Annotated in this window: 23 protein-coding genes and 1 pseudogene; 12 read left to right on the plus strand and 12 right to left on the minus strand. The window is 63.6% G+C overall.

All coding sequences use genetic code 11. The features are described 5' to 3' along the window. Positions 1–210: 210 nt before the first annotated feature. Both QOS90_RS26645 and QOS90_RS26650 read left to right on the plus strand, forming a co-directional pair. A pseudogene (locus QOS90_RS26645) lies at positions 211–1,263 on the plus strand (5-methyltetrahydropteroyltriglutamate--homocysteine S-methyltransferase); the annotation flags it as partial. A gap of 71 nt (positions 1,264–1,334) precedes the next feature. Continuing rightward, the gene (locus QOS90_RS26650; protein WP_085273935.1) at positions 1,335–2,054 is read left to right on the plus strand and encodes an SDR family NAD(P)-dependent oxidoreductase; all 720 of its coding nucleotides are present in this window, start codon (positions 1,335–1,337) and stop codon (positions 2,052–2,054) included. A 132-nt stretch (positions 2,055–2,186) separates the two neighbouring features. Here the strand turns inward: QOS90_RS26650 and QOS90_RS26655 are convergent, their stop codons facing one another. Next, positions 2,187–3,365 (minus strand): acetyl-CoA C-acetyltransferase, encoded by a 1,179-nt coding sequence (locus QOS90_RS26655; protein WP_027595238.1) that lies wholly within the window; start codon positions 3,363–3,365, stop codon positions 2,187–2,189. Between the two features lie 210 nt (positions 3,366–3,575). Between QOS90_RS26655 and QOS90_RS26660 the strand changes: the two genes are divergently transcribed. Beyond that, positions 3,576–3,842, plus strand: a complete 267-nt coding sequence (locus QOS90_RS26660; RefSeq protein ID WP_085273936.1) for a PepSY domain-containing protein — start codon at positions 3,576–3,578, stop codon at positions 3,840–3,842. Then, positions 3,839–4,378, plus strand: a complete 540-nt coding sequence (locus tag QOS90_RS26665) for a cytochrome b/b6 domain-containing protein (RefSeq protein ID WP_027595240.1) — start codon at positions 3,839–3,841, stop codon at positions 4,376–4,378. The genes QOS90_RS26660 and QOS90_RS26665 overlap by 4 nt, the downstream gene beginning before the upstream one ends. A 22-nt stretch (positions 4,379–4,400) precedes the next feature. On the opposite strand, the gene QOS90_RS26670 is transcribed toward QOS90_RS26665, so the two are convergent. The 4 genes from QOS90_RS26670 to QOS90_RS26685 are packed head-to-tail and all read right to left on the minus strand — an operon-like array spanning position 4,401 to position 8,550. Next, positions 4,401–5,510, minus strand: coding sequence for an agmatine deiminase family protein (locus QOS90_RS26670; protein ID WP_027595241.1), 1,110 nt, complete (start codon positions 5,508–5,510; stop codon positions 4,401–4,403). An 18-nt stretch (positions 5,511–5,528) separates the two neighbouring features. Beyond that, the gene (locus QOS90_RS26675) at positions 5,529–6,614 is read right to left on the minus strand and encodes an extracellular solute-binding protein (protein ID WP_085273937.1); all 1,086 of its coding nucleotides are present in this window, start codon (positions 6,612–6,614) and stop codon (positions 5,529–5,531) included. Positions 6,615–6,616: 2 nt separating this feature from the next. Continuing rightward, positions 6,617–7,513 carry an N-carbamoylputrescine amidase gene (gene aguB / locus QOS90_RS26680; protein ID WP_085273938.1) on the minus strand — a complete coding sequence of 299 codons (897 nt, stop codon included), beginning with the start codon at positions 7,511–7,513 and terminating at the stop codon, positions 6,617–6,619. After that, positions 7,510–8,550: an agmatine deiminase family protein gene (locus QOS90_RS26685; RefSeq protein ID WP_085273939.1), complete on the minus strand. Its 1,041-nt coding sequence runs from the start codon at positions 8,548–8,550 to the stop codon at positions 7,510–7,512. Before QOS90_RS26685 ends, aguB begins: the two co-directional genes overlap by 4 nt. A gap of 135 nt (positions 8,551–8,685) precedes the next feature. Between QOS90_RS26685 and QOS90_RS26690 the strand changes: the two genes are divergently transcribed. The 3 genes from QOS90_RS26690 to QOS90_RS26700 all read left to right on the plus strand — a co-directional run bounded on the left by QOS90_RS26690 (position 8,686) and on the right by QOS90_RS26700 (position 11,969). Then, a complete protein-coding gene (locus tag QOS90_RS26690) occupies positions 8,686–9,549 on the plus strand; it encodes a LysR substrate-binding domain-containing protein (protein ID WP_027595245.1) in 864 nt (287 codons plus the stop codon). Between the two features lie 119 nt (positions 9,550–9,668). Further along, positions 9,669–10,880 carry an enoyl-ACP reductase FabV gene (gene fabV / locus QOS90_RS26695; protein ID WP_085273940.1) on the plus strand — a complete coding sequence of 404 codons (1,212 nt, stop codon included), beginning with the start codon at positions 9,669–9,671 and terminating at the stop codon, positions 10,878–10,880. Positions 10,881–11,060: 180 nt separating this feature from the next. Further along, positions 11,061–11,969, plus strand: coding sequence for an alpha/beta hydrolase family protein (locus tag QOS90_RS26700; protein ID WP_027595247.1), 909 nt, complete (start codon positions 11,061–11,063; stop codon positions 11,967–11,969). Positions 11,970–12,065: 96 nt separating this feature from the next. On the opposite strand, the gene QOS90_RS26705 is transcribed toward QOS90_RS26700, so the two are convergent. From QOS90_RS26705 to QOS90_RS26720, 4 genes are read right to left on the minus strand one after another with little or no spacing between them, the layout of a single operon-like run. Then, entirely contained in the window at positions 12,066–12,407 is a 342-nt protein-coding gene (locus QOS90_RS26705) for a HopJ type III effector protein (RefSeq protein ID WP_085273941.1), read from the minus strand. Then, entirely contained in the window at positions 12,400–12,696 is a 297-nt protein-coding gene (locus QOS90_RS26710; RefSeq protein WP_027595249.1) for a DUF1244 domain-containing protein, read from the minus strand. The genes QOS90_RS26705 and QOS90_RS26710 overlap by 8 nt, the downstream gene beginning before the upstream one ends. 9 nt (positions 12,697–12,705) lie before the next feature. Beyond that, on the minus strand, positions 12,706–13,452 hold the full coding sequence (folM, locus tag QOS90_RS26715; protein WP_027595250.1) for a dihydromonapterin reductase: 747 nt from the start codon (positions 13,450–13,452) through the stop codon (positions 12,706–12,708). Between the two features lie 32 nt (positions 13,453–13,484). Continuing rightward, on the minus strand, positions 13,485–14,045 hold the full coding sequence (locus tag QOS90_RS26720; protein WP_085273942.1) for a putative antibiotic biosynthesis monooxygenase: 561 nt from the start codon (positions 14,043–14,045) through the stop codon (positions 13,485–13,487). Positions 14,046–14,263: 218 nt separating this feature from the next. Between QOS90_RS26720 and QOS90_RS26725 the strand changes: the two genes are divergently transcribed. Further along, the gene (locus tag QOS90_RS26725; protein ID WP_085273943.1) at positions 14,264–15,214 is read left to right on the plus strand and encodes a MerR family transcriptional regulator; all 951 of its coding nucleotides are present in this window, start codon (positions 14,264–14,266) and stop codon (positions 15,212–15,214) included. On the opposite strand, the gene QOS90_RS26730 is transcribed toward QOS90_RS26725, so the two are convergent. After that, a complete protein-coding gene (locus QOS90_RS26730; protein WP_085273944.1) occupies positions 15,199–15,816 on the minus strand; it encodes a hypothetical protein in 618 nt (205 codons plus the stop codon). The two genes, QOS90_RS26725 and QOS90_RS26730, sit on opposite strands and share 16 nt — an antisense overlap. Positions 15,817–15,875: 59 nt before the next feature. Next, complete coding sequence (locus QOS90_RS26735) at positions 15,876–16,304, minus strand: PAS domain S-box protein (RefSeq protein ID WP_027595254.1); 429 nt, start codon at positions 16,302–16,304, stop codon at positions 15,876–15,878. Positions 16,305–16,421: 117 nt separating this feature from the next. On the opposite strand from QOS90_RS26735, the gene QOS90_RS26740 reads away from it, so the two are divergent. Then, entirely contained in the window at positions 16,422–16,877 is a 456-nt protein-coding gene (locus tag QOS90_RS26740) for a flavodoxin (RefSeq protein ID WP_085273945.1), read from the plus strand. Positions 16,878–16,913: 36 nt separating this feature from the next. On the opposite strand, the gene QOS90_RS26745 is transcribed toward QOS90_RS26740, so the two are convergent. Then, entirely contained in the window at positions 16,914–17,801 is an 888-nt protein-coding gene (locus tag QOS90_RS26745) for a LysR family transcriptional regulator (protein WP_027595256.1), read from the minus strand. A gap of 98 nt (positions 17,802–17,899) precedes the next feature. On the opposite strand from QOS90_RS26745, the gene QOS90_RS26750 reads away from it, so the two are divergent. The 3 genes from QOS90_RS26750 to QOS90_RS26760 all read left to right on the plus strand — a co-directional run bounded on the left by QOS90_RS26750 (position 17,900) and on the right by QOS90_RS26760 (position 20,035). Further along, complete coding sequence (locus QOS90_RS26750) at positions 17,900–18,286, plus strand: CidA/LrgA family protein (RefSeq protein WP_085273946.1); 387 nt, start codon at positions 17,900–17,902, stop codon at positions 18,284–18,286. After that, positions 18,276–18,962, plus strand: a complete 687-nt coding sequence (locus QOS90_RS26755) for an LrgB family protein (protein WP_027595258.1) — start codon at positions 18,276–18,278, stop codon at positions 18,960–18,962. Before QOS90_RS26750 ends, QOS90_RS26755 begins: the two co-directional genes overlap by 11 nt. Positions 18,963–19,138: 176 nt before the next feature. Next, a complete protein-coding gene (locus QOS90_RS26760) occupies positions 19,139–20,035 on the plus strand; it encodes an alpha/beta fold hydrolase (RefSeq protein ID WP_085273947.1) in 897 nt (298 codons plus the stop codon). Positions 20,036–20,049: the final 14 nt, after the last annotated feature.

The raw sequence follows: 20,049 nt of genomic DNA on the forward strand, positions 1-20,049 counted from the left end.
GTGTAGGAGCAGCCTTGCGCTGCGAAGAGGCCCGTATGCCGGGTAGAGATGTATTAGCCGTAAGGGCCTCTTCGCAGCACAAGGCTGCTCCTACAGACCTCGCATAAACATGAGGAAATCTTGATTTCATCTTAAATTAAATGAGTTTGTCTCAAGGCTCGGTTGCCCCGAAAATTCCCGCATTCACTTTTGCGTTCAGAGGGGCAACACATGGCACTGGCACACAACCTGGGTTTGGCGCGCATCGGCCACGATCGCGAACTGAAAAACGCCCAGGAAGCCTTCTGCAACGGTGAGCTCGACGAAGCCGGGCTGCGCGCGGTAGGCCGTGATCTGCGTGCCACCCACTGGCAGGAACAGAAAGACGCAGGTATCGACCTGCTGCCCGTGGGCGACTTCGCTTGGTGCGACCAGGTGCTCACCCACTCGTTGACCTTCGGCGTTGTGCCCGAGCGTTTGCGCAGCCACGACGGTGCCAAGCCAACCCTGCAAACCCTGTTCGCCATGGCACGTGGCCAGGAAATGACCCAGTGGTTCGACACCCACGCTCACTACCTGGCACCTGAGTTCAGCGCCGACCAGCAGTTCGCCCTGAGCTGGGAGCAGCTGTTCGAAGAGGTTGCAGAAGCCAAGGCCCTGGGCCACGCGGTCAAGCCCGTGGTGATCGGCCCGCTGACCTACCTGTGGCTGGGCACCACCCAAGGCGCCGACTTCGACAAGCTGGAACTGGTCGATCGGCTGCTGCCGCTGTACGACGAAATCTTCAATCGCCTGGCCGCGCAGGGCGTCGAGTGGGTACAGATCGACGAGCCGATCCTGGTGCTCGACCTGCCGCAGGACTGGAAAAACGCCTACGAGCGCGTCTACAACATTCTGCAGCGCGCACCGCTGAAGAAACTGATCACCACCTACTTCGGTGGCCTGGAAGAAAACCTCGGCCTGGCGGCCAACCTGCCAGTCGATGGCCTGCACATCGACCTGGTGCGTGCCCCAGACCAATACCCCACCATCCTCGACCGCCTGCCCGCCTACAAGGTCCTGTCGCTGGGCTTGGTCAACGGCTATGACGACACGGCCGGCGACCTGGAAAAAGCCGTTACCGTCCTGCAGCACGCCGCCGAACGCCTGGGTGACCGCCTGTGGGTCGCGCCGTCTTGCTCGCTGCTGCACAGCTCGGTGGGCCTGGCCGTGCAGAAGTGCCAGCAAGTGGCCGTGCTGGCCAACGCCGTCAAAGCGCCAGAGGCTTTTGACGTGGCGGCTGCCTAACGCCTCCTTGCCGTGTGATGAGGTGCTTATAATGCCGGCTCGAAACGTACTCGACAGGGAGTGATGCGATGAGAGTTCTGGTAGTCGGCGCCAGCAAGGGGCTGGGCAAGGCCTTCATGGAAGGGCTGGGCAAGCCGGGCGATACGCTGATAGGTGTGTCCCGCTCGCGCCCCGAAGGGGTGGTGGTCGGCAAGGGGGGCGAGGTGCAGTGGATTGCGGCCGACCTCGGTCAGCCGGCTGCCGCCGTCGAGGCCGTTGCCCAGGCGCTGGCCGAGGGAGGCGTGGATACCCTCATCTACAACCTCGGGCTGTGGGAGGCCGAGGCGTTTTCAGAACACTACAGCTTCCTGGACGATCACGACCCAGAGCTGCAACGCATGGTCGACTGCAACATCACGGCCACTGTCCTGCTGATCAAGCGCTTGCTGCCGATGCTGCTGGAAAGCGAGAAACCACGGATCATCCTTACCGGTTCCACTTCAGGCCTGCCGCAGAGCGGGCGCCCTGAAGTGACGTTTGCTGCGTCCAAGTTCGCCCTGCGCGGGATTGCCGAGGCTTTGCGTGAGGGGTATCGCGAACAGCGCCTGGGTGTGACGTGCCTGAATCTGGGCTACCTGAACACCGAGGATGGCCTGAATGTGCCAGTTGCCGACGCTGCGGCGCGGGGGGAGGGCGGGTTGATTCCGCTGCACGATGTGGTGCTGATGGTGCGGACGATGTTAGAGCTGTCAGCGGCAAGTTATGTGCGCGAGTTGACCTTGCCGGCCATTGCCGATGAGCGGTTCTGAGTAAGCAGGCCCGGCCTCTTCGCGGGGCAAGCCCGCTCCCACAGGTAAAGCACAAAGCTTGAGAGCTGTGCTTAACCTGTGGGAGCGGGCTTGCCCCGCGAAGGGGCCGGGCCTGCCGGCATCAATGACTGATCAGCGCTCGATCGCCAACGCCACCCCCTGGCCACCGCCAATGCACAACGTGGCCAGCCCTTTCTTCGCATCACGCTTGATCATCTCGTGCAGCAAGGTCACCAGCACCCGGCACCCCGATGCCCCAATCGGGTGGCCCAGCGCAATCGCTCCACCATTCACGTTCACCCGTGCCGCATCCCATTCCAGCGCCTTGCCCACCGCCAGTGCCTGCGCGGCAAAGGCCTCGTTGGCTTCGATCAGGTCCAGGTCCGCCAGCTGCCAGCCTGCTTTGTCCAGGCAGCGCTGGGTGGCCGAAACCGGGCCAATGCCCATGATCGCCGGGTCTACGCCAGCACTGGCATAGGCCGCGATCTTAGCCAGCACCGGCAGGCCCAGGGCCTTGGCCTTGGTGGCGCTCATCAGCAGCACGGCGGCGGCGCCGTCATTGAGGCTGGAAGCATTGCCAGCCGTGACGCTGCCGTCCTTTTTGAAGGCTGCGCGCAGCTTGCTCAGCGATTCGGCAGTGGTGTCCGCGCGCGGCTGTTCGTCGCGTTCGAAGACCTTGGGCTCACCCTTTTTCTGCGGCATCACGATGGGGGTGATCTCGTCCTTAAAACGGCCCGCCTCAATCGCGGCCACGGCCTTGCGCTGGGACTCGGCGGCGAAGGCGTCTTGCTGCTCGCGGCTGAGGCCGTACTTATCCACAAGGTTCTCGGCGGTAATGCCCATGTGGTAGTCGTTGAAGGCATCCCACAGGCCGTCGGTAATCATGCTGTCGATCAGCTGGCCGTGGCCCATGCGCTGGCCCGTGCGCGCCGAAGGCATGACGTAGGGGGCCAGGCTCATGTTTTCCTGGCCGCCGGCAATCACCACCTCGGCGTCGCCGCAGCGGATGGCCTGGGCCGCCAAGTGCAGGGCCTTGAGGCCCGACCCGCAGACCTTGTTGAGCGTCAGCGCGGGCACGCTGAAGGGCAGGCCGGCCTTGATCGCGGCCTGGCGGGCCGGGTTCTGGCCAGCGCCGGCGGTAAGCACCTGGCCGAGGATGACCTCGTCGACCTGGGCTGGGTCCAGTTGTGTCTGTTCCAGCAGGCGCTTGATCACGGCGGCGCCGAGGTCGACGGCGGGCACTGTTGCCAAGGCGCCCTGGAAGCTGCCGATGGCGGTACGGGTGGCGGCGACGATGACCACGTCGTTCATGTTGTTGTTCTCCGTGCAAGGGTGGGCGCCGCGAGGGCAGGATGCCGTCAGCATCGGTGGGTTTGGTTGATTTGTTAAGTTTGTTTTTCTTTTGGATTGATCTGGAAAACAAATGAATGACGCGGGCACGCTTGCACTTATGCAAGCCGCTGGCCCCGGGTCTAAGCTGGATGTCGTGCTGTTTCACTCAACGTAACGGAGCTCATGTCCATGCGCATCCTGATCGCTCTCACCCTCCTGATCGGCAGCAGCACAGCATTCGCCGCGACCCAATGCACCACAGCAGATAAAAGCACGTGGCAAGACCCGGAAAAATTCCAGGCCCAGCTCAAGGAACAGGGCTACAAGATCAATAAGTTCCAGGTCACCAAAGGCAAGTGCTACGAAATCTACGGTTTCGACAAGGATGGCCGTAAGGTCGAGATCTACCATGACCCGGTCAGCGGCAAGGCAGTCAAGACCGAGTACGAAGATTGAAGGCTGATGCCACGGTGCAGCTGTGGGACCCCCTCCTGCGGCTGTGCCACCTGTCGTTGGCCACGGTGTTTTTCGCGGATTATTTTTTCAATGAAGAGGGCGACGACTGGCACCAGTGGCTGGGCTACTACGGGCTGGCGTGCGTGTTGTTGCGCCTGGTCTGGGGCTTTGTCGGCCCGCAAAGCGCGCGTTGGGCCGACTTTTGGCCGACCCCGGCGCGCCTGGCCGCCCACACCCGGGCGCTGGTACGTGGGCAGCCTTACCATCGCCTGGGGCATTCGCCGATTGGCGCCCTGGTGATGCTGTTGATGCTGACCGGGATCGCGGGCCTGGGCCTGACCGGGTGGGCGTCGCAGGAGGTCGACGCCCTGTGGGGCGCCGACTGGCCGATGACCCTGCACAGCTTCCTGGCCGACGCGGTGCTGGCATTAGTCTGCGTGCACGTGCTGGCGGCGATCGTCGAGAGCCTGCGCCTGCGCGAGAACCTGCCCTTGTCGATGCTGACCGGCAGGCGTCGATTGCCGGACGATCAGTGAGTGCTTGGCGCTGCGCGAGCACTTACACCGCCGGGCACTGGTGGGTCACGCAATGGATGCCGCCACCCCCTGCCGCGATGGCATCGATGTCCAACTGCACAATGTCCCGGTCCGGGTAGAGCGACGCCAGCAGCGCCCGCGCTTTCTCGTCGGCCTGGGCATCACCGAACTGCGGCGCAATGACCGCGCCGTTGATGACGAAGTAGTTGATATAGCCTGCCGCAAAGTCCGGGTTGCCCTTGCTGAACCTGTTGCGCCGGCCGCGCATCGGCGGTGAGACCACGTGGACTTGCAGTCGGCGGCCCTCGGCATCAGTGGCCTGTTTGAGAATCTCCAGGTGCTTGCGGGTCACGGCATGGTCGTAAGATTCAGGGTCGTTGTCGAGGTTGGCGATCACCACGCCTGGCCGTACGAAGCGCGCATAAAAATCCACATGGCCATCGGTGATGTCCTCACCGGCGATACCCGGCAACCAGATGATCGTGCTCAACCCCAGGCGCGCCTTGAGCTCGGCTTCCACCTCGGCTTTGCTCCAGCCGGGGTTGCGGTTGGCGTTTACCCAGCTGCTTTCGGTCATGATCCCGGTGCCATGGCCATCGACCTCGATGGCGCCACCTTCACCCACCAGTTCACTGCGCTGGTAGTGGGCCTTGGCTAGCGTGGCGACGCGTTTGGCCAGCAGGGCATCGTTGCGGTGGCGCTGCTTGTTGCCCCAGCCGTTGAAGTTGAAATCGACCGCGGCCAAAGCACCGTCATCGTCGACAACGAAGTTGGCGCCGATGTCGCGCATCCAGATGTCATCCAGCTCGCAGGTCACGAATTGGGTGTTGGGGCTGGCGCAGTGTTGCTTGGCCAGCGCCAGTTCGCTGGGGCGGCAAAACACCGTCAGCGGCTGGTAGCGTGTAATGGCCTGGGCGATGCGGCCCAGAGCGGCCTGGACGTCGGTAGTGAAGTCTTCCCAGATCGCCGGCTGGGCGCCGAAGGCGATAAAGGCGCGTTGCTGCGGCTCGCCCTCATCAGGCATGAACCAGCGCTCCGGCGCCTCGGCGCGGGCCAGGCCCAGCGGCAGGCCGAGGCTGGCCCCCAGCCCTGCGGCCAGCGACAGTTGCAGGAAGGTTCTACGGTTTGGCATGGCACCACGTGGCATGGTTCAGTCCTGTGCAGTCTTGAAGCGTGTCCACACCCGCATGCGCGCACGCATGTCGGCCTGGGGAATGTCCCGGCCGGGTATCAGCCGGGCATAGGTGGCTTCGTCGAGGTAGATGTCGGGGTTGTCGCGCATGCGTGGCTCGACGGCCTGGCGCGCCTTGGCACTGGCCGTGGGGTAGCCGGTGAAGTTGCTGATGGCCGCCATGTTTGCCGGGCGCATGACGAAGTTGATGAAACGATAGGCGTATTCCGGGTGTTTGGCATCGGCGGGGATGGCCATGGTATCCATCCACACCGTGGTGCCTTGGCGCGGCACGCGGTATTGGAAGTCGATCGCCTTGCCCGCAGCCTCGGCCGTGCGCTGGGCTTGGATCACATCGCCGCTGTAGCCCAGAGACACGCACAGGTTTTCGTTGACCAGCTCGGTCACCGGTTGCGACTGGAACTTGCGCACATAGGGGCGGATGGCCTTGAGCAGCTCGCTGGCGGCAGCCAGGTCTTCGCGTTTGGCGCTGCGCGGCTCCCGGCCCAGGTAGTTGAGGACCACGGCAAGCACTTCGTCTGGCGAGTCGATGATCGAGATGCCGCAGTCGGCGAACTTGGCCGCCAGCTCCGGTTTCAGCAACAGGTCGAGGTCGTCCAGCGGCGCGTTCGGCAGGCGCTGGCGGACCTTGTCGGCATTCACCGTCAGGCCGATGGTGCCCCAGGTGTAGGGCACTGTCGCCTGGCTGGCCTTGGGGTAGCGGGCATGCAGCATGCGCAGGCCGGGCTCGATGTCATCCAGGGCCTCGAGGCGGCTGGGGTCGAGCGGCTGCAGGCTGCCGGCGCGCATCAGCCGCTCGGCCACGGTGTCGCCGGGGAACACCAGGTCATAACCGCTGCGCCCGGACATCAGCTTGGCTTCGAGCACCTCGCTGCCGTCCATGACGTCGTAGATCACCTGGATGCCCGTTTCGGCGGTGAATTGCTTGAGGGTGTCCTCGGCAAAATAATCGGCCCAGTTGTACAGGCGCAGGGTCGGTTGTTCAGCCTGGGCGTGGCTGGCGCAGAGCGCCAGGGCAAGTGCAGCCAGCGGTAGCAGCTTCATGTTCAGGCCCTCGTAACAGGGGGGTGGTGGCCGTCCAGGGTCAGCAACGGCGCGTACATGTCCGGGCGGCGGTCGCGGTAGATGCCCCAGGTCAGGCGGTCTTCGCGCATGCGCCCAAGGTCCAGGTCGTGCAGCCAGATACCGCTGCTGTCGCGGTCGGCTTCGGCGAGCAATGCGCCTTTGTGGTCGCAGATAAACGATGAGCCATAAAACTGCATCGCCAGGGTGTCATCGCTGCCGGCCACTTCGCGGCCCACGCGGTTGGCCGCGACCACCGGCAGCAGGTTGGCGGCAGCATGCCCGCGCATGGCGATTTGCCAATGATCGCGTGAGTCCAGCTCCGCGGCGCCGGGCTCGGAGCCGATGGCGGTGGGGAACAGCAGCACTTCGGCGCCCAGCAGGGCCAGGCAGCGGGCCGTTTCGGGGAACCACTGGTCCCAGCAGATGCCGATGCCCAGCCGGCCGAACGCCGTATCCCAAACCTTGAAACCGGTATCGCCAGGGCTGAAGTACTCTTTCTCCTGATAGCCGATGGCATTGGGGATATGCGTCTTGCGGTAGACCCCGAGCAGGCGGCCGTCGGCATCGGCCACGGTCAGCGCGTTGAAAAAGGCATTGCCGGCCCGTTCGTACCAACTCAATGGCAACACCACGCCCAGCTCTCTGGCCAGCGCGGCGAAGCGCTGCAGGATCGGGCTGTCGGGGTAGGGCTGGGCCAATGCCAGGTGCCGGTGGTCCTGCTCGATGCAGAAGTACGGGGTGGCGAACAGCTCTTGCAGCAGAATCACCTGGGCGCCTTTGGCAGCGGCCTGGCGCACCAGCTGTTCGGCGCGGTCGAGGTTGGCGGGCAGGTCCCAGGTGCATGGCATCTGGGTGGTGGCAATGCGCAGCAGGCTCATGGTCGCACCTCGGGTTGCTGCTGGGTGATGCAGTGGATGCCGCCACCGCCGTGGGCGATGTGGTCGATGCGTACCGGTACGATCTCGCGGCCGGGGAAGGCAACGGCCAGTTGCGCGGCAGCCTCCTGGTCGGCAGGGATGCCGTAGGCCGGCATGATGATTGCGCCGTTGGCAATGTAGAAATTGGTGTAGGACGCGCAGAACACTTCAGCGTCCTGGTCGAGCGCAGCGCTGGCTTCGTAAAGGTCGAGCAGCTCGAAAGGCCGGCCTTGCGCGTCGGTGGCAAGCGCCAGGGCGCGGCGGTTTTCCCGCGCCACTTCGGCATACACCGAGCTTTGCTCATGGGTGGCGTCGACCAGCAGCACGCCGGGGCGAGCGAAGGCGCACACGCCGTCGACATGCCCGTCGGTCATGTCACCGGTGACGTACTGCGGGTCGCCAGGCAGCCAGATGGTTTTGCGAATGCCCAGGTAGCGGGCAAAGCAGGCTTCGAATTCGGCCTTGCTGATGCCGGGGTTGCGGTTGGGGTTGAGCAGCACCGATTCGGTGGTGATCAGGGTGCCTTCGCCGTCCACATGAATAGCACCGCCCTCATTGCACAGCGCAGTGCTGAAGCCATCGAGCCCCAGGTGATCGAGCATGCGCCGGCCCAGGCTGCGGTCGCGGCCGTGTTGCGACTTGCCGCCCCAGGCGTTGAAGCGCCAGCTCAGGCCGGCCAGGCCGTGCTGCGGATGGCAGATGAAGCTTGGGCCGCTGTCACGGCACCAGCTGTCGTCGACGGTCAGCTCGATCAGCTCGATGTTGGCGCCGCACAGGGCACGGGCGCTTTCAACGGCAGACGGGTCGACCACCATTTTTACCGGTTCGAAGCGGGCGATGGCGGCGGCCACACGGGCGTAATCCTGCTGCACATCGGCCAGGCGTACGTGCCAGCTGCTTTCCCACAGCGCTTGGTTGTGCGGCCAGATCATCCAGGTGGCTGCGTGGCGGGCCCATTCGGCGGGCATGCGCCAGCCGCTGTCGAGGGACAGGTCCATAGAGAACTCCGATCTATTAAGGATTTTTATCAACGAAGCCCGCCGTCGCGGGTGTTGGTTGCCATGCTATGGCTAGGAACGTTCAGCGACAAACGATAGATTTAGCGCACATCTGATTAGCGAGGCTTATCGATCATGCTCAAACACTGGCCACCCCTCAATGCCCTCAGGGGCTTCGAGGCCGCTGCGCGGCTTGGCAGCTTCCACAAGGCTGCCGAGGCCCTCAACCTCACTCAGTCGGCGATCAGCCAGCAAATCCGCAGCCTGGAAACCTACCTGGAACAACCCTTGTTCCATCGCAGCGGGCGCAGCGTGAGCCTGACCGATGCCGGCCACGATCTGCTCAGTACCACCCAGTCGCTGCTGCAGCACCTGGCCGTGGGCATCCGTCGCCTCGAGCAGTACCGCAAGCCCAATCAGTTGGTGGTCAACACCAGCCCGGCCTTTGCCCGGCACTGGCTGCTGCCGCGGCTGGCCGACTTCCATCAGCGCTGCCCGGAGGTCGACCTGTGGCTGTTCACCAGTTTCGAGGTGCCAGACATGGCGACCGAGACCATCGACCTTGCCATCCGCGACGATCTGAGCGCCCAGGCCGAATGCAGTTTCAGCGTATTGCACCAGGACACGCTGTACCCGGCCTGCCACCCTTCTCTGGTGTCTTCGACGGCACGCACTACTTTGCACGGTGAGCGGGAAATGGACTGGAGCCATTGGCAACTGGAGGGCGGTGAAGACGTGGGGCAGCAGGGCAAGGGGCTTAACTTCTCCGACCCGGGGTTGCTGTTGGATGCCGCCAGCGAAGGGCTGGGTATCGCGCTGGTCAGCCAGCTGCTGGCCCGGCGGGCGGTGGCGCAGGGGCGCTTGCAAGCGCTATCGCCACAGCAGGTGCGGGGGCCAGCGTGGGCCTGCCTGGTGCACCGCGACAGCCAGGATGATCCATTGGCGCAGCGGTTTTTGCAGTGGTTGCAAGGCCAGTTGACGCAGCAAGCGCCGTTTTGAATCCCCTCAAACACCCCGTAAGATGTGTCCGATAACCTGCGGGGGTAGTCTCACCCTCTGATCAATCGGAATCGCCCGTGGCGGCGCTTCCCTGGCATAAACCTGACGAGGTACAGACATTGGCCATCATTCATCCTAAGGTCCGCGGTTTCATCTGCACCACGACCCACCCGAAGGGCTGCGAGCTCAACGTCCGTGACCAGATCGAAGCCACCCGCAAGCTGGGCGTGCGCGAGGATGGCCCGAAGAAGGTCCTGGTGATTGGTGCTTCCAGCGGCTACGGCCTGGCCGCGCGCATTACCGCAGCGTTCGGCTTCAAGGCCGACACCCTGGGCGTGTTCTTCGAAAAACCAGGTACCGAGACCAAGGCCGGTACCGCTGGCTGGTACAACTCTGCCGCGTTCGACAAGTTCGCCAAGGCCGAGGGCCTGTACAGCAAGTCGATCAACGGTGACGCCTTCTCCGATGAAGCCCGTGCCAAGGTCATCGAGCTGATCAAGACCGAAATGGGCGGCAAGGTCGACCTGGTCATCTACTCCCTGGCGTCCCCGGTGCGCAAGCTGCCGCAGACCGGTGAAGTGATCCGTTCGGCGCTCAAGCCAATTGGCCAGCCGTACAAGTCGACCGCCATCGACACCAACAAGGACACCATCATCGAGGCCAGCATCGAGCCGGCTACCGAGCAGGAAATCGCTGACACCGTCACCGTCATGGGTGGCCAGGACTGGCAGCTGTGGATCGATGCCCTGGCCGGTGCCGACGTGCTGGCCGAAGGCGCCCGCACCGTGGCCTTCAGCTACATCGGCAGCGACATCACCTGGCCGATCTACTGGCACGGCGCGCTGGGCCAGGCCAAGCAGGACCTGGACGAAACCGCACTGCGCCTGGACCAGAAACTGGCCGGCGAAGTCAAAGGCGGCGCCAACGTGGCCGTGCTGAAGTCGGTGGTCACCCAGGCCAGCTCGGCTATTCCGGTGATGCCGCTGTACCTGTCGATGGTCTTCAAGATCATGCAGGAGAAAGGCGTGCACGAAGGTACCCAGGACCAACTGGACCGCATGTACCGTGATCGCCTGTACCGCGCCGATGGCGCTGCGGCTGAGGTCGACGAGAAAGGCCGCCTGCGCCTGGACGACTGGGAACTGCGTGACGACGTACAGACCGCCTGCAAGGCGCTGTGGCCGCAAGTCACCACCGAGAACCTGTTCGAGCTGACCGACTATGCCGGTTACAAGAAGCAGTTCCTCAACCTGTTCGGCTTCGAGCGCGCTGACGTCAACTACGACGAAGACGTGGCTACCGACGTACAGTTCGACTGCATCGAGCTGTAAGCAAGGCTGAAAAAAGTCGGGGGCTGTACCGGCCTCTTCGCGGGGCAAGCCCGCTCCCACAGGATATCCACTGAGCCAAAGAGCCGTGGAGACTTGTGGGAGCGGGCTTGCCCCGCGAAGAGGCCGGCACAGCCCCCGATTTTTTTGCTAGCGTTGGCGCACAACAACAGGATGTGCGCCATGAGCAGCCTCACCCAACCCGCCACCGCCTTTCGCCACACCGCAGCCGACGGCTACAGCCTCGGCGGCTTCTGCTGGCGCCACGCCCAGGCCAATCCCCAGCGCCCGCTGGTGATCATCAACGCCGCCACTTCGGTGCGTTGCCGCTACTACGCGCGTTTTGCCGACTACCTGTTCGCCCAGGGCTGCGATGTGCTCACCTACGATTACCGCGGCATCGGCGAATCTCGGCCGCCAACACTGCGTGGTTTTCAGGCGTCCTGGAGCGACTGGGGGCAGTTGGACTTCGAAGCCATGCTGACGCACGCTGAACAGGCATTCCCCGGCCAGCCCATCGATGTGGTGGGGCACAGCTTTGGCGGTTGCGCAGTGGGGTTGGCGCCGTCTGCTGGCCGGGTCAGGCGGGTAGTGATGGTGGGCGCGCAGTTCGCCTACTGGCGCGATTATGCGGCGGATCAGCGCTGGCGCCTGTTCGGCAAATGGCATGTGGTGATGCCCTTGCTGACCCACGCCTTCGGCTACTTCCCCGGCAAGCGCCTGGGCTGGATGGAAGACACCCCGGCGGGCGTGGTGCACGACTGGACTACCCGTACGCCACGCTACGAGCACCGGCCAAGCGGGCGCAGCTTGGAGAGGGTGCCGTTTGCGCACGTCCGGGCGGCGACGCTGGCGATCAGCCTCACCGATGACCCATTCGGCACCGTGGCGGCGACAGAGCGATTGCTAGGGTATTTGCAGGGGGCAGAGCGTCAGCACCTGCGCATTGCGCCTGTGGATATCTCGGTCGAGGAAATAGGCCATTTCGCGTTTTTCCATGACCGCTTCCGCGAGCGCTTGTGGCCGATTGCGCTGGCGTGGCTCCAGCGCGGTGAGTTGCTGCCGAACAGGCCGGGGCAGATCATCAGCTGATTGGCCCTCACAGGGCCTGCGCAATACCTGAGGCCGGTGCTGCCCCGGTAGGAGCTGGCTTGCCTGCGAAAGGGCCGCACAGCGGCCCCAGCAATCTCAAGCCTTGCGCGAAAGCGGCTGCGCGGTAAATTTCACACCCGCCAAACCATGCTCGATCAGCGCCCGGATATTGCCATGGTCACTGCCCTCTGGCGTGGCCACGACATCGCGATAATGCTCACCAAAGGCCAGCAGGGCCTCTTTATCGCTCAAACCTTCCAGCAGGGCCAGGCCCAGGGTCTTGCACGAGCCTTCGTTCTGTCCAGCGGCGTTTTCCACACCGCCGTTGTTGAAGGCCTGCGGCTGGTAGCTGTAGTGGGTGGCGATAAAGGCCAAGGTGTCGGCAAAGACGTGTTCGCCGCTGGCCAGGCTGGCGCGCAGGGTGTTCAGATCAGTCACGAGGTTTTCCTTTTTCGAACGCCGCTTGTTGTTCGGCGCTGGCTTCTTTCTGGTGTTGGGCTTTCCACTCGGCGTAGGGCATGCCGTACACCGCTTCGCGGGCGTCATCCAGGCTCAGGTCGACCTGACGCTCGTCGGCCGCGGCCTTGTACCACTTGGACAGGCAGTTACGGCAGAAACCGGACAGGTTCATCAGGTCGATGTTCTGCACGTCGGTACGTTTCTGCAGGTGTTCGACCAGGCGCCGGAACGCGGCGGCTTCGAGTTCGAGCTGTTGTTGCGGGGTCATGGGCTTCTCTCAGGTCATGCGATTCTTCAGGTGGCGGCCACCGTTGATGACCACCTGGCTACCGGTACTGTACTGGCTTTCGAGCAGGTATTTGACCGTCTCGATCAGCGGGCCGGCGCCGGGTTCGAATTCCAGCAGGGCCTTTTTCAAGGTCTGCTGGCGGTAGGCTTCATCGCCCCCTTCCTTGAGGATCAGCAGCCCAGGCAGGATACCGTTGACGTGCACCTTGGGCGCATATTTTTCGGCGAACGACAGCACCATGTTCTGCAGCGCGGCTTTGGTGGCGGCGTAGCCGATGTGGCTCTTGCTACCCCGCGAAGAGGTTTCGTCGCAGATGTGAATGATGTCGGCTTTGCCCACGTTGCCGGCCTTGCCGAGCATCTCGCCCAGGGCCAGGTTGAGGTGGTAGGGCGCTTCGACGTGCAGGCGGAACATGGTGTCGAGGTTGGCCAGGCCGTCGTCGAGCCACAGCGATGCGTTGTGAATGATCGCGCGCAAGCCGTCGTAGTTGCCTTGCAGGTAGTCGATAAGCGCCTGGCGGTCGGCGGCCAGGCACAGGTCAGCCTGGAACTGCACGATGTTGGGGTGTGCGGACTGCGGCTGGAGGCTGCGGCTGGCACTGATCACAGTATGGCCGGCTTGGGCCAGGTCGAGGGCAAGGGCCAGCCCGACGCGCTGGCTGGCTCCGGTAACGAGAATTGGGCTGTTCATGTTCGGGGCGGTCAACTTGTCTGTCCTTTCGTTGCCGCCCAGCATACCCGAACTGTTTCCCTCTTGTAGACCAGCCCTCAGCGGCTGCGCAGCGCTGCAGGGGTGGGCGCGGCAGGGTTCAGCCAGCCGGCCAGCAAGCGGGTGGAGAGGGGGATGAACAGGTAGACCATCACCGGCGTCAGGGCCAGGGTACTGAGCATCACCCGTGGTATCAGGTCGAGGCCTGCCAGCCAATGGCCGAACAGCAGGTTGAACAGCAACGACACGGGGAAAAAGGCCAGCCAGATGGCGACGGCCTGCTTCCAGCGCGGCGGTTTTTGCACCGTATGGGTGCCAAACCAGTCATCGATACCACTGACACGCGCCTCTTTGGGGCGCTCGAACAGCCCGTTGCCGCGTTGCAGCCAGGCCTTGCGCGAAGCGGAATGCTCCCAGGCGTGCAGGGTAGGTTCGTCGCTGAAGCGGAAGATGATCTGGAATTCATCGCTGTCACGGGGTGGTGCCAGGATGCCGGAGCCGAGGTAGCCGGGGAAGTCGGTGGCCAGTTGCTCGCCTTCATGGAGCCAGGTCAGCAGGTCCTGGTAGCGGCCATGGGCGGCGCGGCGCGACACCATCAAGGTGACGGGTGGGGTAGACATCGTGTATCTCCTGGCGACGGGGCTGGCGGGTAGCTGGCCCCTTGGCTGCGTCGCCCGGGGTGGTGGGCGACGCCAGCGTGCATGCAAGAATCGGGCGCGAATTATCGCGATATTGCAGTGTTCGGCAAGTGTTGGCTGGCAAACGGTTGTTAACCGGCGGCCTATGCTGTCGTAGTAATATGCAGCTTCAACTTCGGCACACAGGGTACAAAGTGCAGATGAACAAACAGGGACGTAGCTCGGCAGTCGATGCGGGCCTGGAACACCAGGAGCTGTTCCCGATTCGGGAAGTCTCCCGACTGACAGGCGTGAACCCGGTCACCTTGCGCGCCTGGGAGCGTCGCTACGGCCTCATTCAGCCAACCCGCACCGACAGTGGCCATCGTCTGTATTCCCAGGCTGATATCGACGATATCCGCAGCATCCTGGGTTGGCTGGAGCGCGGCGTGGCGGTGAGCAAGGTGGGTAGCATCCTGGTGCGGAGCCAGGCGCAGGTGCAGCAAAGCAGCGACTTGATGGACGTGCGCCTGGCCTGGCAGCAGCAGATTCTGGAGGCGGTGCAGCGCTTCGACAGCGCGAGCCTTCACCGTTTGTTCGATCAGGTGTTCGCTGGCCATACCCTGGATCAAGTGTTCGGCGACATCTTCATGCCGGTGTGGCATGACCTGGCAGCAGGCCAGGGTGGTTACGGTCCGCGGGCGTTTGGGCAGGCCAGCGCATGGCTGTTTCTGGATCATTTCTTGCGCGGGCGAGTGTTCGTGCGTATTCAACTGGCGCGCATGGCCCGCAGCCGCACGGTGTTGCTGGCGCCATTGCCGGGGCCGTGTCACGAATTGGAGCTGCTGGTAACCGCCTTGTTGCTGGGCAGTGACGAGGTGGGGGTGAGCGTGTTGGCGCCTGGGCAACCGATGCAGGAGCTGACGTTGATCTGCGAGCGACTCAAGCCTGATGCCTTGGTGTTGTTCTCCAACCAGGCGCCGACCGTGGAATTGAGCAAACGCCTCGAGCGCTTGGTGGTTGGCCTTGAATGCCCGTTATTGCTTGCCGGTGAAGTGGCCGAGTTGGCCCAGGACAGCCTGGCAGGCAGCCCGGTGGCCTGCCTGGGGGCAGAGAGCAGCGTGATGCGTCAGCGGTTGCGGCAGTTTCTGGCCGGTCAGCTCGACACCTGACTGTGCAGCTCTGGGTGCGCCTGACGATGGGCTTGCAGGATGTAGCCGCGCAGGCGCTCGATTTCTTCGACCGGGCTGCGGCTTAAATCGTAGGCCGCAAGGTCAGGGCCAATGCGTCGGCGCAGCACCCCGTGCAGCTCGATGGGGGCAATGCCGGCCGGTGCGAAATGCAACTCGAAACGTGCAGGTGCTTGCGCCAGGTCGCGGATCTCGACCAGCGCGCCCTTGAACGAAATTTCGCGAACCCACAGGCCGCTCGGCTGATCGTGTGTATCCAGCAACGCGCTTGGCTGGTCCATGGACAAGCGCCATGGGCGTAGCATCGGGCCGTCTTCGTAGATTTCCGGTGAGCCCAGTTGCAGGTGCAGGGCATGGAACTCGTCTTCCACCAGTTGCAGCGGAAAGCTGATCTGCTGGTTGTTGAACTGCGCCTGCAAGGTGACCTGCTCGTTGGCCACCAAACGGGTGAGCAAGGTCTGGATCCGACGGTCGCCATTGACCAGCAGGTTGGACATCGAGTCAGCCAGGTTCAGCTGTGGCGAATGCTGCATGTTCTGTATGAAATCCAGCTCGTCCTGGGTCAGGAGCGCATCTGCTTGCATGATCGAACTCGGAGGTGGCGATTTCTTCAACGGGATTGACCGTGCGTAGCGCGTTTGGTTCAGGAGCGTAGGTCGTTTTTCGGACGCGCGCACATTTCGGCCAGTTCGCGCTCCAGCTCGACCTGGCGGCTGACGTCCTTCTGGATACCGATAAAGTAGGTGCGTTGGTCGGCGTCGCTCTTCACCGGCGTGATCGACAACTCGTTCCAGAACGCGCTGCCGTCTTTGCGGTAGTTGCGCAGCACCTCTCGGCATGGCCGGCCTTCGGCCAGGGCTTTGCGAATGCGCGCACGGCCTAGCTGGTCGCGGTCGCTGCCCTGCAGGAAGCGGCAATCCTGATAAAGAATGTCGTCACGGGTGTAGCCGGTCAGGCGTTCGAAGGCAGCGTTCACGTAGATCAGGATGGTGTCTTCGCCTTCCTGTTCAGCGACCACGATCCCGTCGTTGGACGCATCGACCATGGATTGCAGCAGTTGCGCGTTGATCATGTTCGGGCCATTGGGCGAAGAGGCAGGGGGGGGCTGGTACTTAGGTAGAGGCGGCCTTTTGCCAGCGTTGAATGCTAGTATCCTACGTTTTCACTCAGTTTCGGAATCCTCTTCCCGATGAAAGTCGCCATTATTTCCGGGTCGGTGTACGGCACCGCCGAAGAAGTCGCCCGTCATGCCGAATCGTTGCTCAAGGCCGCAGGTTTTGAGGCCTGGCATGCTGTACGTGCCACCCTGCAGGACCTTGAAGGTTTTGCACCGCAGGCTTTTCTGGCGGTGACTTCGACCACCGGCATGGGCGAGCTGCCGGACAACCTCATGCCGCTGTACAGCACCCTTCGCGACACCTTGCCCGCCGCCTGGCGTGGCCTGCCGGGCGCGGTGATTGCGTTGGGCGACGCCAGTTATGGCGATACCTATTGCGGCGGCGGCGAGCAGATGCGTGAGTTGTTCGCTGAGTTGGGGCTACGTGAAGTGCTGCCGATGCTGCGCCTGGATGCCAGCGAAACGGTGACCCCGGAAGCCGATGCCGAACCGTGGTTGGCAGAATTTGCCCAGGCACTGAAGGCCTGACGCCTGTGGGAGCGGCGCAAGGCCGCTCCTACCGCTTCAGCGCTGCACCTCACGCTCACGCAATAACGCTAGCCACGCCTGCGCCGCTCGTGACAGGTACGCCCCCCGCCGCCAGATGAATGCGATATCCCAACGCAGGTCCTTCGGCGACTGCAGTGGCAAGCGCACCACCCCAGGGCGCTCCAGCGCCTTTGCCACCACACGGGGCAGCAACACCACGCCTTGGCCGGCTGCCACCAACGCCACCAGGAAGTCCGCCTGGCCACTGCGCCCGCCTTCTTTGGGGGTAAAACCCTGCTGTTGGCAGGCCTTGAGCAGCCGGTCATTAAGCACGAAGCTGCGCTGATACAGCAGAAAAGGCGTATCGGCCAGTTGCCGCAAATGCACGCCAGCCTCCCCAGCCAGCGCATGCCCGGCCGGCAGCAGGGCATCGAGTGGCTCGTTGCAGAACGGCTGGAACGCGAACGCTTCGTCACTGGGCGTCAGGCTGCCACCGAGCTCCAGCTCGCCGCTGCGCACCGCCTGCTCGACGCTGCGGCTGCCGCCTTCGAGCAATTGAATCGAGATGTTGGGGTAGCGTCGCCGGTATTCAGCGAACAGGCCGGCGAATAAGGCGTCACTGCCCAGTATCGGCAAGCCCAGGCGCAATTCGCCGCGTGCCATCTGGCCGAGGTCATCCAGTTCGCTGAGCAATGCCTGGCGCTGGCGCAACAACGCTTCGCCGCGCTCTAGCACGATGCGCCCGGCGGCGGTCAGGTGCAGCTGCGAAGCCTGCCGCTCAAGCAGTGGCTGGCCTACATCTTGCTCCAGCTGAGCCACTTGCTTGCTTACCGCCGACTGGCTGATGTGCAGGGTCTGCGCCGCTTGGGTAAAGCCCCCGCGGTGCACCACTTCGATGAAGCTGCGCAGTTGTTTGAATTCCATGGTCGCAATTCCGTTTTGGAATGCTGATCAGTCTAACAATTCGCTTCTGGCCTAGGCAGGCAAATCTTAAAATGAGGGCCTGTCGAGGAAGTACCCCCATGAAACCCGCGTTAGTGAAAAAAGCCCTGCGCCTGCTCGTCGAGCTAGCGTTTCTGTTTGCCCTGTTCCTGCTCGGTGGCCAGCTGGCTGTGTGGATCGGCTGGCCCATCCCCGGTGGCGTGATGGGGCTGGCGCTGCTTCTGCTGTTGTTCGCCAGCGGTGTGGTCAAGTCGGCCACGTTGCAGCTGGGCGCCGGCTGGCTGATGGCGGAAATGCTGCTGTTCTTCATTCCTGCGCTGATGAGCCTGCTCGATTACGGCACCCTGGTGCGCGAGGAAGGCTGGCGCATCCTGCTGGTGATTGCCGTGAGCACGCTGATGGTCATGGTGGTGACTGCGCTCACCGTCGAACTGGTGTGCCGCTGGAGGCTGCGCCATGAGCCTTGAACCTATGCCGCTGTTCTGGCTGGCGCTGACCCTGCTGGCCTACCTGGGCAGCCGCTGGCTGTACCGGCGCAGCGGGCGCTACCTGCTGTCGCCGCTGATCCTGGTCCCTGCGCTGCTGCTGGCGGTGGCCGTGCCGTTGCACACCGCTTATGCCGAGTACGCGCGCAACACGCATTGGCTGATGGGCGTGCTGGGCCCGGTGACCGTGGCATTCGCGGTGCCCATCTGGCAGCAGCGGGCTATGTTGGCGCGCCACTGGCCGGCATTGCTGATGGGTATGCTGGCCGGCAGCACCGCTTCGATCGCCAGCTCCTGGGGGCTGGCTCACCTGTTGGCGCTGGACAATGCGATCAGCCTGTCGCTGGTGCCGCGCTCGATCACCACGCCGTTCGCCATGCCGCTGGCCCATGACCTCGGCGGCGTGCCGGAACTGACCGCGGTATTCGTGATGTTCACCGGGGTACTGGGCGCGATGTTCGGCGGGGTGCTGCTGCGTTGGTTGCCCTTGCGCACACCTTTGGCCCGGGGTGCGTTGTTCGGGGTCGGGGCGCATGGTGCTGGGGTTAGCAGGGCCCAGGAAGTGGGCCGCGAAGAAGGCTCCGTGGCCGGCTTGGTCATGGTCCTGACCGGGCTGCTGAACCTGTTCGCCGCACCGCTGCTGGCCATGCTCCTCTGACCGTTCGTGCCACTGACTCGCAAGGTCATCAAGCTGGCTGGCAACGCAAGTTTCAGCCCATGGGCGGCTGGCTAGACTCTGCCTCGACATAGAGAGCACATGTAAGTGCCGAGGTGACATGCAATGAGCGCAGCCTTGCCCTATTCCGTCAACACAACTCCACCGGGACCGATCTGATGCCTTTGGCCGAGATTCCATTGTGCGTCTGGCGTACCCGGGGACAGAGTTTTACCTTCCGGGGCCAGAGCATCCGCTACTGGACCGCAGGGCAAGGAGAGCCCCTGCTTCTGTTACATGGCTTCCCCACTGCCAGTTGGGACTGGCACTACCTGTGGGCGCCGCTGGCCCAGCGTTTTCGGCTGATCGCCTGCGACATGCTGGGCTTTGGCGACTCCGCCAAACCGGTCAATCACGCATACAGCCTGATGGAACAGGCCGACCTTCAGCAAGCGTTGCTCGCCCACCTCAAGGTCAACCAGCCTGTGCACCTGATGGCCCATGACTATGGCGGCAGCGTGGCCCAAGAGCTGCTGGCGCGGCACCACGAACAGCGCGCGAACATCGCCAGCTGCGTGTTTCTCAACAGTGGGCTGTTCCCCGAGAGCTGCCGCATGCTGCTGATCCAGAAGCTGCTGCTCAGCCGCCTGGGCTGGTTGGTAGGGCGCTCGTTCGGGCGTGACGACCTGGTGCGCAACGTGACCCAGGTTTATGGCCCCTGCACCCACCCCAGTGAAAGCGCACTGGACGATTGCTGGAGCCTGATCGCCGCCAACCGCGGCACGCGCATTTTGCACAAGCTGGCCGGCTACTGGCCGGAGCGCACCCTGCACCGCGAGCGTTGGGTGGGCGCGTTGCAACGTGACGGGGTGCCCTTGCGCTTCATCAACGGCGTGGTCGACCCGGTTTCCGGTGCGCGCATGGTCGAGCGTTACCGGCAACTGGTGCCGGAGCCCGATACCGTGCAACTGCAGGGCATTGGCCATTACCCGCATACCGAAGCACCGGTGCAGGTGTTGCGGCATTACCTGGCCTTTCGTGAGCAGCCGCTGAGTTTTTTGCAGTGCCTGGCATGAGTTTTCAGCGCCTG

This window comes from Pseudomonas sp. LAIL14HWK12:I10 (assembly GCF_900184205.1).
GTDB lineage: Bacteria > Pseudomonadota > Gammaproteobacteria > Pseudomonadales > Pseudomonadaceae > Aquipseudomonas > Aquipseudomonas kermanshahensis.

Coding starts and splice junctions, on each gene's coding strand:
- folM (WP_027595250.1), bottom strand. CDS start 13,452: ATGCTGGGCGGCAACGAAAGGACAGACAAGTTGACCGCCCCGAACATG.
- QOS90_RS26735 (WP_027595254.1), bottom strand. CDS start 16,304: ATGATCAACGCGCAACTGCTGCAATCCATGGTCGATGCGTCCAACGAC.
- QOS90_RS26755 (WP_027595258.1), top strand. CDS start 18,276: ATGAGCCTTGAACCTATGCCGCTGTTCTGGCTGGCGCTGACCCTGCTG.
- QOS90_RS26690 (WP_027595245.1), top strand. CDS start 8,686: ATGCTCAAACACTGGCCACCCCTCAATGCCCTCAGGGGCTTCGAGGCC.
- QOS90_RS26710 (WP_027595249.1), bottom strand. CDS start 12,696: ATGACCCCGCAACAACAGCTCGAACTCGAAGCCGCCGCGTTCCGGCGC.
- QOS90_RS26740 (WP_085273945.1), top strand. CDS start 16,422: ATGAAAGTCGCCATTATTTCCGGGTCGGTGTACGGCACCGCCGAAGAA.
- QOS90_RS26675 (WP_085273937.1), bottom strand. CDS start 6,614: ATGAAGCTGCTACCGCTGGCTGCACTTGCCCTGGCGCTCTGCGCCAGC.
- QOS90_RS26745 (WP_027595256.1), bottom strand. CDS start 17,801: ATGGAATTCAAACAACTGCGCAGCTTCATCGAAGTGGTGCACCGCGGG.
- QOS90_RS26700 (WP_027595247.1), top strand. CDS start 11,061: ATGAGCAGCCTCACCCAACCCGCCACCGCCTTTCGCCACACCGCAGCC.
- QOS90_RS26760 (WP_085273947.1), top strand. CDS start 19,139: ATGCCTTTGGCCGAGATTCCATTGTGCGTCTGGCGTACCCGGGGACAG.
- QOS90_RS26750 (WP_085273946.1), top strand. CDS start 17,900: ATGAAACCCGCGTTAGTGAAAAAAGCCCTGCGCCTGCTCGTCGAGCTA.
- QOS90_RS26720 (WP_085273942.1), bottom strand. CDS start 14,045: ATGTCTACCCCACCCGTCACCTTGATGGTGTCGCGCCGCGCCGCCCAT.
- QOS90_RS26685 (WP_085273939.1), bottom strand. CDS start 8,550: ATGGACCTGTCCCTCGACAGCGGCTGGCGCATGCCCGCCGAATGGGCC.
- QOS90_RS26670 (WP_027595241.1), bottom strand. CDS start 5,510: ATGCCAAACCGTAGAACCTTCCTGCAACTGTCGCTGGCCGCAGGGCTG.
- QOS90_RS26660 (WP_085273936.1), top strand. CDS start 3,576: ATGCGCATCCTGATCGCTCTCACCCTCCTGATCGGCAGCAGCACAGCA.
- QOS90_RS26730 (WP_085273944.1), bottom strand. CDS start 15,816: ATGCAAGCAGATGCGCTCCTGACCCAGGACGAGCTGGATTTCATACAG.
- QOS90_RS26650 (WP_085273935.1), top strand. CDS start 1,335: ATGAGAGTTCTGGTAGTCGGCGCCAGCAAGGGGCTGGGCAAGGCCTTC.
- QOS90_RS26655 (WP_027595238.1), bottom strand. CDS start 3,365: ATGAACGACGTGGTCATCGTCGCCGCCACCCGTACCGCCATCGGCAGC.
- QOS90_RS26725 (WP_085273943.1), top strand. CDS start 14,264: ATGAACAAACAGGGACGTAGCTCGGCAGTCGATGCGGGCCTGGAACAC.
- aguB (WP_085273938.1), bottom strand. CDS start 7,513: ATGAGCCTGCTGCGCATTGCCACCACCCAGATGCCATGCACCTGGGAC.